Below are 17,172 nucleotides of genomic sequence, written 5' to 3'. Positions count from 1 at the left end.
GACGGTCCGGGAGTCCGGCGGGCCCGGGGCGCGTTCCGCGGGCGCCGCCCGTCGCCCGGCGGGGCGGGTGCCCGCGGAACACTAGGGCCGCTCGCTCGGATGCCGGGCCGGGTCGATCACGGTCGAGTCGAGGTGGCACCAGGCCCAGGTCTCCCCGGGCTCCACCGAGCGGATGACGGGGTGTCCCATCGCGTCCGCGTGCGAGCGCGCGTGCCGCCCCGGGGAGTCGTCACAGCAGCCCACGAATCCGCAGGTGGTGCACATGCGCAGGTGGAACCAGTCCAGGCGGCCCTGTTGCAGGCACTCGGTGCACCCGGTGCTCTTGGGCAGGACCGGTCGGATCATGTCGACGTGCGCGCAGGGGGTGTCGGGGTCGTGGTCGAAGACGTCGATGACCGTCGGGTCGGGGTGGGTCGGCTCCGCGTGCCCGATGCCCAGGAGGTCCAGGACCGTTCGTCCCAGCGGCTCGGTGACGGCCCGGTTGGTGTCCACCACCCGGACGACCTCCGCCTCGTGCAGGCCGGGGATGTCCGGGGCGTCGGTCGGTCGCACCACGATGGGGACACCGGGCGCCACGCCGCGCAGGATGTGCGCGATGTGCGTGCTCTCCTCGGCACTGTTCTCCGCGAGGACGATGAGTTCGACCCGCTCCATGCCGATCTCGTGCAGGACGCTCTCCTTGGTCGCCTCCCCGATCACGACCGTGTGCCCGAACGACTCGGCTTCGGCGGCCAGGTCGGGGTGGAGTGTGGTCACCGTGACCGGGACGTCGTTGACGACCAGGTAGTGGCCCAGGTTCCGGGCGGCCGGTCCCCAGCCCGCCAGGAGGACGCGGTCCCGTCGGTCCTTCGTCCCCTCCGCCTCCGGTTCCCGCCCGTGCGCCGCACCCGTCCGCGCCCCGGGCAGCCGCCGGGCGATGGCCTCGCCGAGCGCGCCGAGCGCGGGGGTCAACGTCATCAGCACGACGGTGACCGCGACGAGGAGCTGGTCCCCCTGGGCGCCGAGCCCCGCGGGGGTGAGACCGTACTCCGCCCCGGCCTGTTGCAGGACGAACGAGAACTCGCCGATCTGCGTCAACAGGAAGGCGGCTCCCACGGCGGTGGGGGCGCCGACCCTGAGCGCGGCGATGGCCACGGTGGCCGTCACCGCCTTGAGCACCACGACCGCCAGTGCCACGAGCAGGACCACCCACCACAGCCGGATCAGGGCGGAGAGGTCCAGGAGCATGCCGATGGAGACGAAGAACACCGCGCTGAAGATCATCTGGAGCGGCATGATCTCGCTGAGCGCGTGGGCGCTGTGCCGCGACTCGCTCAGCACCATGCCCGCGAGGAAGGCCCCCAGGGCGTCGCTGACCCCGGCCAGCGAGGTCAGGTAGGCCACGCCCAGGGCGATCGCCACGATGGTCAACAGGAAGATCTCCGGGGAGCACAGTCGTGCGACCCGCTCCAGCAGCGGCGGCATGACCTTGCGCGCGATGAGCAGGACCGAGGTCAGGACCAGGGCCGCGGTGCCCAGCGCACGGACGATGCCCCAGAGTCCGCCGTCGTTGTCACCGCCCAGGAGCGGGATCAGCAGCACCATGACGATGATGGCGAGGTCCTGGAGGATGAGCGTGCCCACCGCGGCCTGGCCGACGGGCTGCCGGGTGAGGCCCTTGGCCGCGACCACCTTCAGCACGATCGCGGTGGAGGACAGCGCGACCAGGAAGCCGGTGAAGACGCCCACCCGCCAGTCCTGCCCGAAGAGGACCAGGATCCCGGTCACGGCCAGGACGGTCAGGGCCACCTGGGCGGTCCCCCCGCCCAGGACGAAGCGTTTGATCCGGGCGAGGCGATCGACGGAGAACTCCACACCGATGGTGAAGAGCAGCAGCATCACCCCGATGTCGGCGGCGTTGCGGACGACCTCCTCGTCGGCGACCAATCCGAGCTGGTGGGGGCCGATCACCACACCGGCGAGGAGGAAGCCCACGATCGGGACCACCCTCAGCCGTACGAACAGCGCACCGATCAGGCCGGCGGCCACGAGCAGGGCCACGACCGGGCCGAGGTAGGCCGGGGTGTCCCCCGCCGCGAGGATCATCATGGAACTCCCTTGCCTTGACCCGGGACCGCGGGGAGACGGCCGGCGCGGGGCGTGGTCGCGCGCGGGTCGAACAGGGGAACAGCGTAGTACCGGGAGTCGGCACAGGTGACCAGGGGCTCCCCGCCCCGCCCCACCCGCCGTCGCACGACCTTCACGCGACGGTCCGGGCGACGAGAAAGGACATGGCGTGATCGAGGTGGCCGAGACCGCGCCGGTCGGCGCGCTCCTGAGGGAGTGGCGTAACCGGCGCAGGCTGAGTCAGCTGGAACTGTCCCTGCGGGCCGAGGTGTCCGCCCGTCACCTCAGTTTCGTCGAGACCGGTCGTTCCCGACCCGGACGCGAGATGATCCTGCGGCTGGGGGAGTGCCTGGACGTTCCCCTCCGCGAACGCAATCGGCTGCTGCTCGCGGCCGGATACGCCCCCGCCTACGCCGAGCGCACCCTCGACGACGCCGACATGGGCCCGGTGCGCGAGGTGGTGCGTCGTCTGCTCGCCGGACACGACCCTTACCCGGCGGTGGTCATCGACCGTGACTGGACCCTCGTCGACGCCAACGCCGGTGCCGCCCTCCTGCTCGAAGGCGTCGCCCCCGACCTGTTGGCCCCGCCCGTGAACGTGCTGCGGGTGGGCCTGCACCCGCGGGGTATGGCGCCCGCCATCGCCAACCTGGGGCAGTGGCGGGCCCACCTGCTGCACCGGCTGCGCCTCCAGGTCGACTGGACCGGCGACGCCGACCTGGCCGCCCTGTACCGGGAACTGGTCGGCTACCCGGGCGGTGACCCCGGGGAACCGTCCGGGACCCCGCCCATCGCGGTGCCCCTGCGCCTGCACCGGGACGGGACGGAGCTGTCGTTCCTGTCCACCGTGGCGACCTTCGGGACCCCCCTGGACGTGACCGTCTCCGAGCTGGCCATCGAGTCCTTCTTCCCCGCCGACGCCGCCACCGCCCGCCTGCTGGGCGCCGGACGCCCGGCGGAATGACCGGCGGGGACACGCTCGCGGGGGGTCCGCACCGTTCCCGGGGGTGAGCGGGCGAGGACCGCCCGGGGCGGGCTCACCCCCCTTCGGGGATGGGGGGAAACCACCGGGGCAGCAGCCCCAGCGCCCGCTCCACCGCCGCGCGGGTGTGGTCCCGGTCGGGCTCGGTCACCGTCACCCCGTACACCATCCGCACGGCGGTCAGCACGTCACGCGGGTCGGCGGTGGCCGGCGCCGACCCCGCCTCCCGGGCGCGTCGCAGCGGCTCCTCCAGCAGGGCGGCCAGGCGGCGGGGGCCGTCGTAGTCGGGCAGGGCGCGTCGGGCGTCCACCACCATCTCCACGAACGCCGCCTCGGCCACCGTCATCTCCACCAGCCGGCGCCACAGCCGGCCGAAGCCCTCCGGTCCGGAGTCGGCGGCGAGCGCCTCCAGTTCGGCGAAGTTCTCCTCGAACACCGCGAACGCCAGGTCCAGCCGGGTGGGGAAGTGACGGTAGAGCACCCCTTGGCCGACCCCGGCCGCCCGCGCGATCGCGTTCAGCGGCACCTGGTAGCCCTGATCGGCGAACAGCGAACGGGCCGCGGCCAGGACGGCGGCCCGATTGTCGGAGGCCGCGGCCGGGCCCCTGTTGTGCCTGGTGCGAGAAGAGGGCATGCTGACAGCATAGAACCGGACAGTCCTGTCCGGATAGGTGAGGTGGTGGGCCATGTCCGAGTCCGAGCACATCTACGACGTCATCGTGGTCGGCAGCGGCGGAGCCGGATTCGCCACGGCGTTGGGCGCCGCCGACGCCGGACTGGAGGTCCTGCTGCTGGAGGGCACCGACCGGTGGGGCGGCAGCACCGCCATGTCCGGCGGCGGACTGTGGCTGCCCGACAACCCGCTCATGCGCCGCGACGGGGTCGCCGACTCCCGGGAGGAGGCCCTGGCCTACCTGGAGGCCACCGTCGGCGATCAGGGGCCCGCCACCTCCCGCGCCCGCAAGGAGGCCTTCGTCGACGGGGTGGCCGACCTGGTCGACACCGCCCGGCGGCACGGAGTGGTCTTCACCCGCGCTCCCGACTACCCCGACTACTATCCCGAGCGCACCGGCGGCAAGATCGGCCGCGCGGTGGAGGTCGACCCCGTCGACACCCGGGCGGCCGGCCCCTGGTGGCCCACCCTGCGCACCCCCGCCGCCATGCCCGTCAAGACCGATGACGTCTGGCTGCTGCAACGCGCCTGGTCCACCCCGGCCGGGTTCGTCCGGGGCGCGGAGGTCGTCCGACGCGTCGCCCTCTCCACCCTCCGAGGCCGCCGCCTCGCCGGTATCGGCGCCGGTCTGGCGGTCTCCCTCCTGCGCGCCGTCGTCGGCCGCCTCAAGGTCCCCCTGTGGCTGGAGTCCCCGCTGGAGTCCCTCGTCGTCGAGAACGGCCGTGTCGTGGGCGTGCGCACCGTCCGCGAGGGTCGTTCCGTGGAGGTGCGCGCCCGGCGGGGCGTCATGCTCGCCGCCGGCGGCTTCGACCACAACACCGCCTGGCGCCGGAAGTACCACGGCATCGACGGCGACCCCTCCGGCAACCCGGGCGACCTGGGCGGACCCATCGAACTCGCCCACGAGGCCGGCGCCGCCCTGGACCTCATGGACGACGCCTGGTGGGGGGCGTCCATCGCCGCCGCACCCGGCCACGAACCCGCCTTCATCGTGGGCGAACGCGCCCTGCCCTACTCGATCATGGTCGACGCCCGGGGCGAGCGCTTCGCGAACGAGGCCGAGTCCTACGTCGACCTCGGCCACCACATGCTCGAACACGACCGCGGCGGCGCCTTCTGGCTCATCGGAGACGCCCGCCACGCCCGCCGCTACCTGCGCACCTTCGCCCTGGACCCGCGCAAGAACAAGGCCATGGCCGACGCCGGCATCCTCGTCAAGGCGTCCGACCTCGCCGGCCTGGCCCACCGCATCGACGTGGACCCCGACCGGTTGCGCGCCACCGTCGACCGGTTCAACGGGTTCGCCCGCGCCGGGATCGACGCCGACTTCCACCGCGGCGACTCCGCCTACGACCGCTACTACGGGGACCCGACGGTGCGCCCCAACCCGTGCCTGGGCCCGTTGGAGAAGGGGCCCTTCACCGCCTTCCGCGTCGTCGTCGGCGACCTGGGGACCAAGGGCGGGGTCCTCACCGACGCCGACGCCCGCGCCCTGCGCGAGGACGGCTCGGTGATCGAGGGTCTGTACGCCGCCGGCAACACCTCCGCGTCCGTCATGGGCCGCACCTACCCGGGCCCGGGTTCCACCATCGGCCCGGCCGCCGTGTTCGGTGTGCGCGGCGCCCGTCACATGGCCGCGGGGTGACCAAGGGAGGTCATGGATCGGGGCAAGACACCGTAGTCCCGACCATGCCCGCCCTCACCGTGGGAACCACTCCGGGTGCGGCCGTGCGGTCGCACCCGGAGGCACCTGACACGGCGGGGGACGGATGAAGGCACTGACGGTGGCACCGATGCGGATCGGCTCGGTGCGGGTGGAGGAGATCGACCCGCCCGTCCCCGGTGAGAACGAACTCCTCGTCGACGGGGTGGCGCTGGGCGTCTGCGGCACCGACCGCGAGATCGTCGACGGCGAGTACGGCGCGGCCCCGCCCGGACACGATCGCCTCGTCCTGGGCCACGAATCCCTGGGCCGCGTCCGACAGGCCCCGCCCGGCAGCGGTTTCTCACCCGGCGACCTGGTGGTGGGCATCGTGCGCCGTCCCGATCCGTCGCCCTGCGGGCCGTGCGGCCACGGGGAGTTCGACATGTGCCGCAACGGGGGGTTCACCGAACGCGGCATCAAGGAACTGCACGGCTACGGCGCGGAGCAGTGGACCGTGGAGCCCGGCTACGCGGTGCGACTGGACCCCGCGCTGGAGCGCGTGGGCGTCCTCATGGAGCCGACCACCATCGTCGCCAAGGCCTGGGAGCAGATCGAGCGCATCGGCCGGCGCGCCTGGTTCGAACCGCGTACCGTCCTGGTCACCGGGGCCGGCCCGATCGGCCTGCTCGCCGCCCTCCTGGGGGTCCGGCGCGGACTGGACGTGCACGTCCTGGACCGGGTCGACACGGGTGCCAAGCCCGGCCTCGTGACCGCGCTGGGCGCCACTTACCACACCGGTTCGATCGCGGACCTCGCCCGTGAGGTGCCCCTGGACATCATCGTCGAGACCACCGGCGCGAGCGACGTCATCCTCGACGCGATGGTCCACAACGCCGCCGTCGGCATCGTCTGTTTCGTCGGCCTGGGCGGCGGCGGCCGGGTGGAGCTGGACGCCGACGTCATGGGCCGACGCCTGGTCCTGGAGAACGACGTGCTGTTCGGTTCGGTCAACGCCAACCGTCGCCACTACGAGCAGGCGGCCCTGGCCCTGAGCGGGACGGATCCGTCCTGGCTGGAACGCATGATCACCCGCCGGGTGCCGTTGGCGGACGCCGCCGGGGTGTTCACCGCTCCGTCCGGCGAGGAGGTGAAGGTGGTCATCGACCTGTGAGAGCGACGTGTCGCGGCTCCCGGGTGAGGGGTCCTCGGCCCTGCCCGGAGGGGACCTTCGCGGTGTTTTCCCTCTTGGCGCCCGGGCAGTCATCCCTTGTGAACACCGAGACGCGAGGAGTCCGTAGATGATCTCCGATGACCCCCGATCCCCGAAGATCGTGCTGGGCGTGGACGGGTCCGAACCGGCCCGCCTGGCCCTGGAATGGGCGGCGGCCGAGGTCCGACGGACGCGACGCCCGCTGGACATCGTGTTCGCCCTGCCGATGCCCCTGCTGGTGATGTCGGAGGGGCCGACCCGTCCGTCGGCCACCGAGCAGCTGCGCTCGCATGGCGAGGAGGTCCTGGCCGAGGCCGCCGCCCGGGTGCGGGTCCTGGCCCCCGACGCGCGGGTGCGCACCTTCCTGGAGATGGACGACCCGGCCTCGGCTCTGCTGGAGCGGTCCGACCACGAGGACCTGCTGGTGGTGGGTTCGCGCGGCCTGGGCGCGCTGCGGGTCGCGGTGACGGGTTCCACGGCGGTGCGTCTGGCCGCCCGGGCGCACTGCCCGGTCGTGGTCGTGCCGGCGGAGTGGTCCCGCACCGACCGCACCGGTCGGATCGTGGTCGGTGTGGACGACTCGGAGGTCTCCCGGCCGGCCCTGCGGTTCGCCTTCGGGCGGGCCCGTGAGGACGGGGTCTCGCTCGTGGTGGTGCACAGCTGGGAGATGACCACGCCCTTCGCGCCCGAGGCGATGATCGCCTCCGGATGGACCCCGCCCGAGGAGATGCTGGCGGAGCGTTCGGCCGAGATGATCTCCACGATGTTCGCCGAACTCGGTGAGGAGACCGAGGGGGTCGACGTCTCGGTGCTGCGCACCCGGGTCTCCCCGGTGGAGGCCCTGGCGGCGGAGGGGGAGAAGTCGGACATGGTGGTCGTGGGGTCGCGCGGGCGCGGTGGCATCCGCGGGCTCTTCCTGGGGTCGGTCAGCCAGGGTGTGCTGCACCGGTCGACCGTCCCGGTGGTGGTGATCCCGCACCACGCCGAGGACCCCGAGGACACGCCCTGGGCCGGGGGCGGCGACTGACCGACCGGCGATCGCGGGCGGTCCGGTGGGGGACATCCCACCGGGCCGCCCGCGTTCTCGTGGGGTTCCCCGGCCGGATCCGCTCACCGGGGCGGGTCGGATCGCCCACCACTACGTCTCCGACACCTACGTCGCGCTGTTCTCCCGGTTCATCCCGTGCGGGGCGCGGGAGGCCGTCCACCTGATCGAGGGGCTGCTCGACGACAAGTCCGATGTGCAGCCCTCGACCGTACACGCCGACACCCAGGGCCGGTCGGCGCCGTTGTTCACCCCGGCCACCCTGTTCGGGTTCGACCTGATGCCCCGGATCCGCGACTTCAAGGACCTGACCTTCTTCCGGGCCTCGGACGAGGTGCTCTACCCCGGCGCGGACGAGTTGTCCGGGGAGCGGGGCCGCAACGTCATCGACCGGCGGCCGATCGAGGACACCGGGGCCTGGGCCCGCCTGCGCCTCGGACGAGAACCTCCGCGCAATGGTGGGGCCTCCCTCCGCGACGGCCGGGGCCCGTAGGCGACTCCGGCCACGCGGGGGACCGGTGTTCCACCGGCCACACCGCTACACCCCTTCTTGAAGGCCGCAGAATCCGCTGTGACTACTCACGGGTCACTCGTCCCGTCGCCGGCTGTGCGGGGAGACGCCCCTTCTTCGACGGCGGGGCGGGCGGGTGCTTCGCGGAAGCGAACTGTCCCGTGGCGATCAGGACCACGACGAGCGCGAGCGGCACGATCCACCCGCTCCAGCCGAGGACCGTCGCCTGCGTGGTGTCGACGTGCTCTCCCGCCGCGGCGAAAAGGAGGTAGGTCCCGCCCGCCCCGTTGAACGCGGCATGTGCCAGGGCCGCGGGCCACACGGATCCCGATCGGAGCCTCAGCCAGCCGAAGACCGCGCCGACCAGAACGCACATGACGACCATCGCGGTCAAGCCGAGCCAGCCCGGTGCATCGGGATGGTTGTACCCGAGGAGGATGAGCGGGGCGTGCCAAAGGCCCCAGATCACGCCAGAGATCAGGAGGGCCGGGAGTGTACCCAGCGGTATCAGTTTCGGGAGCAGCCACCCTCGCCACCCGAGTTCCTCGCCCAGCGCCGGGATGAGGTTGATGAACGCCGCCAAGGGGAGTATGGCGATCTGGATGGCGATGAGCGCGCCGATGGGTATCGGGATTTCGGCCGCTCCTGCGGTGCCCGCTTGCTCGTCGAGGACCTGCTGGAACGCGGAGAAGTTCGTGAAGTCGGCCGGATAGACCCCCAGCAGCGCGCCGACCGGGAGCGCCACCAGGACCAGCGCGATGGGCACGAAGATGGCCAGCGCCGAGTAGACGAGGAGTCTGCGAACCGGTCTCAACGGCCACAGTCCGAGCGTCCACGCCTTCTGCTGCGGCCGCTCCACGAACAGCACGACGACGAGGGCGGCGATCGCGGGGGTCATCATCGTGGCGGTCGCCACGAGGGTGAACCAGGGGCTGGCGAGTCCGTCACCGAACCAGAGAGGGAGCGCGAGGAGCCAGGCGAGCGCGAACGCCAGGGTGGTGAACACGCCGATGGATCGCAGATCTCGGCCGCTCACGCGGGGTCCGCCACGGGGCGTGGTCGTCTTCGACCCGCCCGGAGATTCGATGGTCACGACGTCCGCCCTTCGAGGATGTGCAGACCGGCGATGGTGCGGTCGTCGCGGAACGCGATCCGTGCCGTGTAGTCGCCCGCCTCGAACGAGAGTGGTGTGTTCGTGATGGTCACGTCGCCGGCCCGGATGACCTCCGGCTCTCCCAACCCCTCGAAGGCTCCTGACAGCCCGACGACCTGTGCCCACGCGGCCGCGAGCGCGTCCTCCGACAGGCCGTCGCGCATGGCCGGATCGAACCGCTCGGTGACACGCGTCCATCGCCCGGAAGCGAGGTCCTCGATCGTCGAGGCGGCCAGTTCGGCAACGCCGGAGAGTGGCGTGGTGTTCATGGGTTCTCCTGTTCTGGGATCGATCGGTTTGCCATAGCGCTGAAACGCCGCCTGCCTGCTCACGCCGAGCGCGTCACCGATGACCTGCCACGTGGTGCCGTTCTGGCGCGCCTGCCGCACGACAGCACGCACGACGTCATCGGCAGCCGCCTGCATGCTCACGGCACGCCCTATCGAGTCGGCCCAGTCGTCGTCCTTCGTCAGGACACGTGCCGCGAGGAACGCCTCCATGCGCGCTTTCAAGGCCCGCAGCGCATCTGTCAATCCTTCTTGCATTTGTAAAGCATACCTTTACAACCGGGCCGTGCGCCAGGAGGGTGCGCGCAACGATGTGCGACCCTGCCCGAACGGGTGTGTCCGTCCACCGTGAGGGCTCGTCCACCGACCCGTGGTCTTTCCTCTGGTGCGGGTGCGGCGGCGTGGTGTGCATGGGATGCCACACCACGGCCGTCGCCGACAGGATGCCTCTTTCGGGCTTGCTTGGTCCGCCCCCTCCGTGGCGTGTTCTCCTCGACCCCGGGCAGCCTGCGGTAAAAACGATTCAAGATCGCTTCGGTCGCCGTGCCGTCTCCCCCCAGGTGCGCATCTTGACGCCTCTGTGATCTCGGGGATAATCTTCGCACTGAATCATGTAAAACGATTCAAGTCACTCGCTCCAGGGTCACCCTGGTCGATGCGAACACCCCCTTGCGAACGGAGACCCGCCGTGGCCACATCGTCCTCCGACCGTCGCGCCGGCGCCCTGGAGGTCCTGCGGCGCCAGCACATCGAGCTCCCCTCCTGGGCGTTCGGCAACTCCGGAACCCGCTTCAAGGTGTTCGCCCAGGCCGGCGTCCCCCGCGACCCCTGGGAGAAGCTCGCCGACGCCGCCCAGGTCCACCGCCTCACCGGTGTCGCCCCCACGGTCGCCCTCCACATCCCCTGGGACCGGGTCGACGACCACGCCGCCCTGGCCGCCCACGCCGCCGACCTCGGCATCTCCGTCGGCGCCATCAATTCGAACGTCTTCCAAGACGACGACTACATGCTCGGCAGCGTCACCAACCCCGACCCCGCCGTGCGTCGCAAGGCCGTCGACCACCTCCTGGAGTGCGTCGACATCATGGACGCCACCGGGTCGCGCGACCTCAAGCTGTGGTTCTCCGACGGCACCAACTACCCCGGCCAGGACGACCTGCGCGCCCGCCAGGACCGCCTCGCCGAGGCCCTGTCCGAGGTCTACGACCGGCTCGGCCCCGACCAGCGCATGCTGCTGGAGTACAAGCTCTTCGAGCCCGCCTTCTACGCCACCGACGTCCCCGACTGGGGCACCGCCTACGCCCACTGCCTCGAACTGGGCGAGAAGGCCGTCGTGTGCGTCGACACCGGCCACCACGCCGCCCACACCAACATCGAGTTCATCGTCGCGTTCCTGCTGCGGGCGGAAAGACTCGGCGCCTTCGACTTCAACTCGCGCTTCTACGCCGACGACGACCTCATGGTCGGCTCCGCCGACCCCTTCCAGCTCTTCCGCATCATGTACGAGGTCGTGCGCGGCGGCGGCCTGGACGCCGACACGCGGGTCGCGTTCATGCTCGACCAGTGCCACAACATCGAACCCAAGATCGCCGGCCAGATCCGCTCGGTCATGAACGTGCAGGAGGCCACCGCCAAGGCCCTGCTCGTGGACGCCGACGCCCTGGCCGTCGCCCAGCGCGAGGGCGACGTCCTGGCCGCCAACGCCGTGCTCATGGACGCCTACAACACCGACGTGCGCCCCCTGCTGGCCGACCTGCGCGCCGAGCAGGGCCTGGACCCCGACCCGATGGCCGCGCACGCCCGATCCGGCTACATGGAGCGCGTCATCAACGAGCGCAAGGGCGGCACCCAGGCCGGGTGGGGCGCGTGAGCACCACCGACCCGCAGTCCCGTCCGCACCACACCGACCAGCAGGGGGAACCCGTGTCCGACAACGCCGTCGATCGGCTGATCGCCCGCAGCAACGCCCTGGGCTCCGATCCGCGCAACACCAACTTCGCCGGCGGCAACACCTCCGCCAAGGGGGAGCGCCCCGACCCCGTCACCGGCAGGCCCGTCGAGGTCCTGTGGGTCAAGGGCTCCGGCGGCGACCTGGGCACCCTCACCGAGGACGGCCTGGCCGTCCTGCGCCTGGACCGCCTGCGCGCCCTCGTCGACGTCTACCCGGGCGAGGAGCGCGAGGACGAGATGGTCGCCGCGTTCGACCACTGCCTCTTCGGCAAGGGCGGCGCCGCGCCCTCCATCGACACCGCCATGCACGGCCTCGTCGACGCCCCCCACGTGGACCACCTGCACCCCGACTCCGGCATCGCCCTGGCCACCGCCGCCGACGGTGAGGCCCTCACCCGCGAGTGCTTCGGCGACCGCGTGGTGTGGGTGCCCTGGCGCCGCCCCGGGTTCCAGCTCGGCCTGGACATCTCCGCCATCGCCAAGGCCAACCCGAACGCCATCGGCGCGATCCTCGGCGGCCACGGCATCACCGCCTGGGGCTCCACCAGCGAGGAGTCCGAGGCCAACTCGCTGGAGATCATCCGCGCCGCCGAGCGTTTCATCGCCGAGCGGGGCCGCCCCGACCCCTTCGGCCCCCTCCTGCCCGGCCACGAGGCCCTGCCCGAGACCGAACGCCGCGAGCGCGCCGCCGCACTGGCCCCGGTCATCCGCGGCCTGGCCTCCACCGACCACCCCCAGGTCGGCCGCTTCACCGACACCGACGTGGTCCTGGACTTCCTGGCCCGCACCGAACACCCGCGCCTGGCCGCCCTGGGCACCTCCTGCCCCGACCACTTCCTGCGCACCAAGGTCCGGCCCCTGGTCCTGGACCTGCCCGCCGACGCCCCCCTGGAGCGGGTGACCGAGCGCCTGAGGGAACTCCACGAGGAGTACCGGGCGCGGTACCGCGCCTACTACGAGCGCTACGCCACCCCCGACAGCCCGGCCATCCGCGGCGCCGACCCGGCGATCGTGCTGGTCCCGGGCGTGGGCATGTTCTCCTTCGGTAAGGACACCAAGACCGCGCGCGTCGCCGGCGAGTTCTACGTCAACGCCATCAACGTGATGCGCGGCGCCGAGGCGGTGTCCTCCTACCGGCCCATCGAGGAGTCGGAGAAGTTCCGCATCGAGTACTGGGCGCTGGAGGAGGCCAAGCTGGCCCGGTTGCCCGAGCCCAAGCCGCTGGCCACCCGGGTCGCCCTGGTGACCGGTGCCGCGAGCGGGATCGGCAAGGCGATCGCCACCCGTCTGGCCGCCGAGGGCGCCTGCGTGGTCATCGCCGACCTGGACGCCGACAAGGCCGCCGAGGCCGCCGCCGAGATCGGGAACTCCGACGTGGCGGTCGGTGTGGCCTGCGACGTCAGCGACGCTGACGCCGTCGCCCGCGCCCTGGGCGAGGCCTGCCTGGCCTTCGGCGGCGTGGACCTGGTCGTCAACAACGCGGGTCTGTCCATCTCCAAGCCGCTGCTGGAGACCACCGAACGCGACTGGGACCTCCAGCACGACGTCATGGCCAAGGGCTCCTTCCTCGTCTCCCGCGAGGCCGCCCGGATCATGATCGCCCAGGACATGGGCGGCGACATCGTCTACATCGCCTCCAAGAACGCCGTGTTCGCCGGCCCCAACAACATCGCCTACTCCGCGGTGAAGGCCGACCAGGCCCACCAGGTGCGCCTGCTCGCCGCCGAGCTGGGCGGGCACGGTATCCGCGTCAACGGGGTCAACCCGGACGGGGTCGTTCGCGGCTCGGGGATCTTCGCGGGGGGCTGGGGGGCGCAGCGCGCCAAGGTGTACGGGGTGGAGGAAGAGGAGCTGGGCAGGTTCTACGCGCAGCGGACCATCCTGGGACGGGAGGTGCTGCCCGAGCACGTGGCGAACGCGGTGTTCGCGCTGACGGCGGGGGACCTGTCGCACACCACGGGGCTGCACGTGCCGGTCGACGGCGGCGTGGCCGCGGCGTTCCTGCGATGAGCGGTGTGCACGCGGCGGTCGACCTGGGGGCGTCCAGCGGTCGGGTCATCGCGGGGCGGATCGAAGGCGGGCGGCTGCTGACCGAGGAGGTCGCCCGCTTCCCCAACGGGCCGGTCGCGGTGCGCGCCGGGGAACGCACCACCCTGCACTGGGACGTGCCGTCCCTGTACGCGGGGGTGGTGGAGGGGCTGCGGCGGGTCGCCCCGGTCTCGGTGGGCATCGACACCTGGGCGGTGGACTACGGCCTGCTGGACGCCGACGGTGCGCTGATCGGCAACCCGGTCCACTACCGCGACCCACGCACCGAAGGGGTTCCCGAACAGGTCTTCCGACACTGGCCCGCCGATCGGATGTACGCGGTCAACGGCCTCCAGGTGCAGCCGTTCAACACCGTGTTCCAGCTCGCCGCCGAGACGGGGGCCGCCCGCCTGTCGGCTGCTCGGGATCTCCTCCTCATTCCCGACCTGCTGGGGTACCGGCTGACGGGGGTGAAGGTCGCGGAACTGACCAACGCCTCGACCACCGGCCTGGTGGACGTGCGGTCGCGCGGCTGGGCTCCGGAGGGGTTGGACGTGCTCGCCGGTTCCTTCGGCGTCGACGCCCGAAGCCTGCTGCCGGACCTGGTCGAACCCGGAACGGTGATCGCGCCCCTGCGCGGCGACCTGGGCGGCGCGGTCGGCGCCCCGCTGGTGGCGGTGGGCTCCCACGACACCGCCTCGGCGGTGGTGGCGGTACCCGCGACCACGCCGAACTTCGCCTACGTCTCCTCGGGGACGTGGTCGCTGGTCGGGGTGGAACTGGACGCCCCCGTCCGCACGGAGGCCTCCCGGGCCGCGAACTTCACCAACGAACTCGGAGTGGACGGCACCGTCCGCTACCTGCGCAACGTCAGCGGCCTGTGGCTCCTCCAGGAGTCCCTGCGCACCTGGCGTGAGCGGGGGAGGGGCGTGGACCTGGCCGACCTGCTGGAGCGGGCCGCCCGGGTCCCGGCGCTGGGGTGCGTGGTGGACGTGGAGGACGCGCGGTTCCTGCCGCCGGGCGACATGCCCGCGCGCATCGCCGCGTTCGCCGCCGAGACCGGCCAGCGTCCGCCGGAGGCCGATGCCGAGGTCGCCCGCTGCATCCTGGACTCCCTCGCGCTGGCCTACCGGAAGGCGGTCCACCAGGCCGCCGAACTCAGCGGCAAGGACGTGGAGGTGGTCCACATCGTCGGTGGCGGAGCGAACAACGCGCTGCTCTGCCGGCTCACCGCCGACGCCGTGGGTCTTCCCGTCATCGCGGGCCCCGCCGAGGGGACCGCCATCGGCAACCTGCTGGTCCAAGCCCGCGCCGTCGGCACCGTCGACGGAGACCTGGCCGCCCTGCGCCGCATCGTCGCCGCCTCCGCCGAGACCGTCACCTACCGACCCGACGGCCCGCAGACCCTCTGGGAAGAGGCCGCCCGCCGCATCTGACCCTCCCATCGCCCGTGGCTTCCGCTCGGTCGGGTGCCACGGGCTTTTCAGTTCTTCTGAGGGGCGGCGTTGACGCAGTACACGTGTGCGTGAACGTCGGGTTCGTGTTCGAGGAGGTGGTCCATGGTCTCCCAGAACAGGGGCAGCCACGGGTGGGGGAGGGCCCTGTCCCGGTCGAGGCGGTCCCCGTAGAAGGGGTCGCCCTCATGGAATCGCGCCGCCTGTACGAGCGAGCACGCGGGAGCGGGGGCGCCCTCCACCGGCCCGACACGGCAGCCGAAGGTCGTCCTGTTGGGGCTGGGGTCCAGGGGGCTGTCGTTCCATACGTCGTCCATGACGACGTCGACGTAGGCCTCGTGCACCCCGCCGTGGTCGTAGAGCGAGGCGTAGTAGACGGCGAACGCGCCGTGCTCACTGTTGAGGAATCCGCAGATCCGCAGGTGCTCGGAACCGCAATGGTCACATGCGGAGGGGGTGACCTGGCGGTCCGGGGCGATTCTCAGGTGCATCCTGGGATTCTTCCATCCCGCGCCGACACCACCCCGCCGGCCGCAGGAGGTCGCCCACCCGCCCGAAACGGGAATCGCTTCCTCTCGCCCCAGGGGCTGGGGGAGGAATCCCCTCTGTTCCAGGCCAATGTGGATAAAGGCCGCACACATCTGCCTCGCCCCGCCTTGGAGCGTGAGCGTGCACGTGTGTGCCGACTCGGGCCGCTGGGTCCTGACGGCTTGTCTTGAGCCGGTGCCGGTTCTCATGCCACAGTGTCCGGAGGCATCGGCTTGAGTCGCGCCGCAGTGAACATAACGTCCCGCGTTTGCCCAGTTCGTTAACTGTGAGCCTCGCACACGCGGGGATGGGTGGATGATGCCACTCGCTGAGAGAGGGTCCGCCGGTCATTGCGAGCAGTGATCTCCCCATCCAGGCCTTGTGCCGATACCACCTTCCCTGGCACCTGCCGCTACGGCGGCTGCGCGCCGAACTCGTCTGGCTCCGAGCAGCGGGCCAGGCCGGTGTCCGCGAGGGGCCCCGGCCCCGGCCCCGCTTCGATGCGAGCGGGGCGGATGCTTTCCACACCAGGGAACCGGTCCGCGCCCAGAGGCTCCCGGACCGGCGGGGACGTCCCGGCTCCCGAGATCGACGGCAGCGTCAGGTTCCGGCCAGGCCGATGCGCTCCAGGGTCCGCCCGGTGCGCTCGTCCTCCGCGGCCAGGAACGCGGCGAACTCCTCGCCCGCCAGGTAGGCGTCGGTCCACCGGTTGCGCGTCAGGCGCTCTTCCCACTCCGGTGAGGCGTGCACCCGCTCCACCAGCGCGAGCAGCCACGCGAGGTCGTCGTCGGCCAGGCCGGGCGGGGCCAACAGCCCGCGCCAGTTCATGAACTCCAGGTCGATCCCGGCCTGCGTCAACGTCGGCGCGTCGATCCCCGGGTCCGGCTCCGGCCCCGTCAGCGCCAGGACCCGTAGCTGACCGGAGTCGATCGCGGCGCGCTGCTCGCTCGGCCCCGCGGCGGCGAAGTCGACCGCGCGGCTCATCAGCGCGGCCTGCATCGGGCCGCCGCCGTCGTAGGAGCGGTACACCACGTCGGCGGGGGCGATGCCCAGTTCCTCCGCCAACAGCATGATCACCAGGTGGTCGGGCCCCGCCGGGGTCGATCCGCCGCCGACCCGCATCGTGCCCGGGGACGCCCGCCAGGCCCGCACCACGTCGTCGATGGTCGCGTACTCCGAGTCGGCCGGGACCAGCAGTACCTCGGGCACCTCGATCAGGCGGGCCAGCGCGGTGGCCTCGGTGACCGAGTCGGCGGCGGAGTCGACGTGGGTGTTGGCGACCAGGCCCAGCCCCATCTGCAACAGCAGGTCCGCCGAGCCGCGCTCGTACACCAGGCGGGCCAGCGCGGCGGTTCCCGTGCTCCCCGCCAGATTGAAGACCGCCATGTCGGAGACCGCCCCGATCTCCTCGATCACGGCCGCCAGGGTCCGGGCGGTGTGGTCGAACCCGCCGCCGGGCGGGGTCGGCACCATGATCCGCATCGTGTCCTGCCGTCCGGGCTCCCGGCACCCCGCCAGGGCCAGGACGAGGCCGGCGGCCAGGACGGCACGGCGACTCATCGCGTGCGTCCCGGCCATCCGGTCGTACTCGTCCACTCCG

General features: G+C 72.0%; 13 protein-coding genes and 1 pseudogene. 8 read left to right on the top strand and 6 right to left on the bottom strand.

The window, feature by feature from the left end:
- Positions 1–81 precede the first annotated feature (81 nt).
- A complete protein-coding gene (locus RM479_RS08400) occupies positions 82–2,088 on the bottom strand; it encodes a cation:proton antiporter domain-containing protein (RefSeq protein ID WP_311511152.1) in 2,007 nt (668 codons plus the stop codon).
- Positions 2,089–2,275: 187 nt separating this feature from the next.
- Here RM479_RS08400 and RM479_RS08395 point away from each other — a divergent pair, with 187 nt between their 5' ends.
- On the top strand, positions 2,276–3,070 hold the full coding sequence (locus RM479_RS08395; RefSeq protein WP_446725096.1) for a helix-turn-helix domain-containing protein: 795 nt from the start codon (positions 2,276–2,278) through the stop codon (positions 3,068–3,070).
- A 73-nt stretch (positions 3,071–3,143) separates the two neighbouring features.
- On the opposite strand, the gene RM479_RS08390 is transcribed toward RM479_RS08395, so the two are convergent.
- On the bottom strand, positions 3,144–3,722 hold the full coding sequence (locus RM479_RS08390; protein ID WP_311511151.1) for a TetR/AcrR family transcriptional regulator: 579 nt from the start codon (positions 3,720–3,722) through the stop codon (positions 3,144–3,146).
- A gap of 52 nt (positions 3,723–3,774) precedes the next feature.
- On the opposite strand from RM479_RS08390, the gene RM479_RS08385 reads away from it, so the two are divergent.
- The 4 genes and pseudogenes from RM479_RS08385 to RM479_RS08370 form a co-directional block, all read left to right on the top strand.
- On the top strand, positions 3,775–5,406 hold the full coding sequence (locus RM479_RS08385) for an FAD-dependent oxidoreductase (RefSeq protein ID WP_311511150.1): 1,632 nt from the start codon (positions 3,775–3,777) through the stop codon (positions 5,404–5,406).
- A 124-nt stretch (positions 5,407–5,530) separates the two neighbouring features.
- Entirely contained in the window at positions 5,531–6,577 is a 1,047-nt protein-coding gene (locus RM479_RS08380) for a glucose 1-dehydrogenase (protein ID WP_311511149.1), read from the top strand.
- A 127-nt stretch (positions 6,578–6,704) separates the two neighbouring features.
- Positions 6,705–7,643, top strand: a complete 939-nt coding sequence (locus RM479_RS08375; RefSeq protein ID WP_311511148.1) for a universal stress protein — start codon at positions 6,705–6,707, stop codon at positions 7,641–7,643.
- An 88-nt stretch (positions 7,644–7,731) separates the two neighbouring features.
- A pseudogene (locus RM479_RS08370) lies at positions 7,732–8,067 on the top strand (Tn3 family transposase); the annotation flags it as partial.
- Between the two features lie 169 nt (positions 8,068–8,236).
- Here RM479_RS08370 and RM479_RS08365 read toward each other — a convergent pair.
- Together RM479_RS08365 and RM479_RS08360 are read right to left on the bottom strand one after the other, a co-directional pair.
- The gene (locus tag RM479_RS08365) at positions 8,237–9,208 is read right to left on the bottom strand and encodes a CPBP family intramembrane glutamic endopeptidase (RefSeq protein WP_311511146.1); all 972 of its coding nucleotides are present in this window, start codon (positions 9,206–9,208) and stop codon (positions 8,237–8,239) included.
- Positions 9,209–9,261: 53 nt separating this feature from the next.
- Positions 9,262–9,825, bottom strand: coding sequence for a DUF3887 domain-containing protein (locus RM479_RS08360; protein ID WP_311511301.1), 564 nt, complete (start codon positions 9,823–9,825; stop codon positions 9,262–9,264).
- A 442-nt stretch (positions 9,826–10,267) separates the two neighbouring features.
- Here RM479_RS08360 and rhaI point away from each other — a divergent pair, with 442 nt between their 5' ends.
- The 3 genes from rhaI to RM479_RS08345 are packed head-to-tail and all read left to right on the top strand — an operon-like array spanning position 10,268 to position 15,026.
- Entirely contained in the window at positions 10,268–11,482 is a 1,215-nt protein-coding gene (gene rhaI / locus RM479_RS08355) for an L-rhamnose isomerase (RefSeq protein WP_311511145.1), read from the top strand.
- Complete coding sequence (locus tag RM479_RS08350; RefSeq protein ID WP_311511144.1) at positions 11,470–13,572, top strand: bifunctional aldolase/short-chain dehydrogenase; 2,103 nt, start codon at positions 11,470–11,472, stop codon at positions 13,570–13,572. Before rhaI ends, RM479_RS08350 begins: the two co-directional genes overlap by 13 nt.
- Positions 13,569–15,026, top strand: a complete 1,458-nt coding sequence (locus tag RM479_RS08345; protein WP_311511143.1) for a rhamnulokinase — start codon at positions 13,569–13,571, stop codon at positions 15,024–15,026. The genes RM479_RS08350 and RM479_RS08345 overlap by 4 nt, the downstream gene beginning before the upstream one ends.
- 47 nt (positions 15,027–15,073) lie before the next feature.
- On the opposite strand, the gene RM479_RS08340 is transcribed toward RM479_RS08345, so the two are convergent.
- Both RM479_RS08340 and RM479_RS08335 read right to left on the bottom strand, forming a co-directional pair.
- Positions 15,074–15,535, bottom strand: a complete 462-nt coding sequence (locus RM479_RS08340; RefSeq protein ID WP_311511142.1) for a hypothetical protein — start codon at positions 15,533–15,535, stop codon at positions 15,074–15,076.
- A gap of 637 nt (positions 15,536–16,172) precedes the next feature.
- The gene (locus tag RM479_RS08335) at positions 16,173–17,168 is read right to left on the bottom strand and encodes a Bug family tripartite tricarboxylate transporter substrate binding protein (RefSeq protein WP_311511141.1); all 996 of its coding nucleotides are present in this window, start codon (positions 17,166–17,168) and stop codon (positions 16,173–16,175) included.
- Between the last annotated feature and the right edge of the window lie 4 nt (positions 17,169–17,172).

Origin of the sequence: Nocardiopsis lambiniae, from assembly GCF_031845465.1 — a bacterium.
GTDB lineage: Bacteria > Actinomycetota > Actinomycetes > Streptosporangiales > Streptosporangiaceae > Nocardiopsis > Nocardiopsis lambiniae.
This window is presented reverse-complemented; position numbering and strand designations above follow the sequence as displayed.

Bases quoted from the DNA above. Each gene is read 5' to 3' on its own strand.
- RM479_RS08400 (WP_311511152.1), bottom strand. From the start codon at position 2,088: ATGATGATCCTCGCGGCGGGGGACACCCCGGCCTACCTCGGCCCGGTC.
- RM479_RS08390 (WP_311511151.1), bottom strand. From the start codon at position 3,722: ATGCCCTCTTCTCGCACCAGGCACAACAGGGGCCCGGCCGCGGCCTCC.
- RM479_RS08385 (WP_311511150.1), top strand. From the start codon at position 3,775: ATGTCCGAGTCCGAGCACATCTACGACGTCATCGTGGTCGGCAGCGGC.
- RM479_RS08380 (WP_311511149.1), top strand. From the start codon at position 5,531: ATGAAGGCACTGACGGTGGCACCGATGCGGATCGGCTCGGTGCGGGTG.
- RM479_RS08375 (WP_311511148.1), top strand. From the start codon at position 6,705: ATGATCTCCGATGACCCCCGATCCCCGAAGATCGTGCTGGGCGTGGAC.
- RM479_RS08360 (WP_311511301.1), bottom strand. From the start codon at position 9,825: ATGGAGGCGTTCCTCGCGGCACGTGTCCTGACGAAGGACGACGACTGG.
- rhaI (WP_311511145.1), top strand. From the start codon at position 10,268: ATGCGAACACCCCCTTGCGAACGGAGACCCGCCGTGGCCACATCGTCC.
- RM479_RS08345 (WP_311511143.1), top strand. From the start codon at position 13,569: ATGAGCGGTGTGCACGCGGCGGTCGACCTGGGGGCGTCCAGCGGTCGG.
- RM479_RS08340 (WP_311511142.1), bottom strand. From the start codon at position 15,535: ATGCACCTGAGAATCGCCCCGGACCGCCAGGTCACCCCCTCCGCATGT.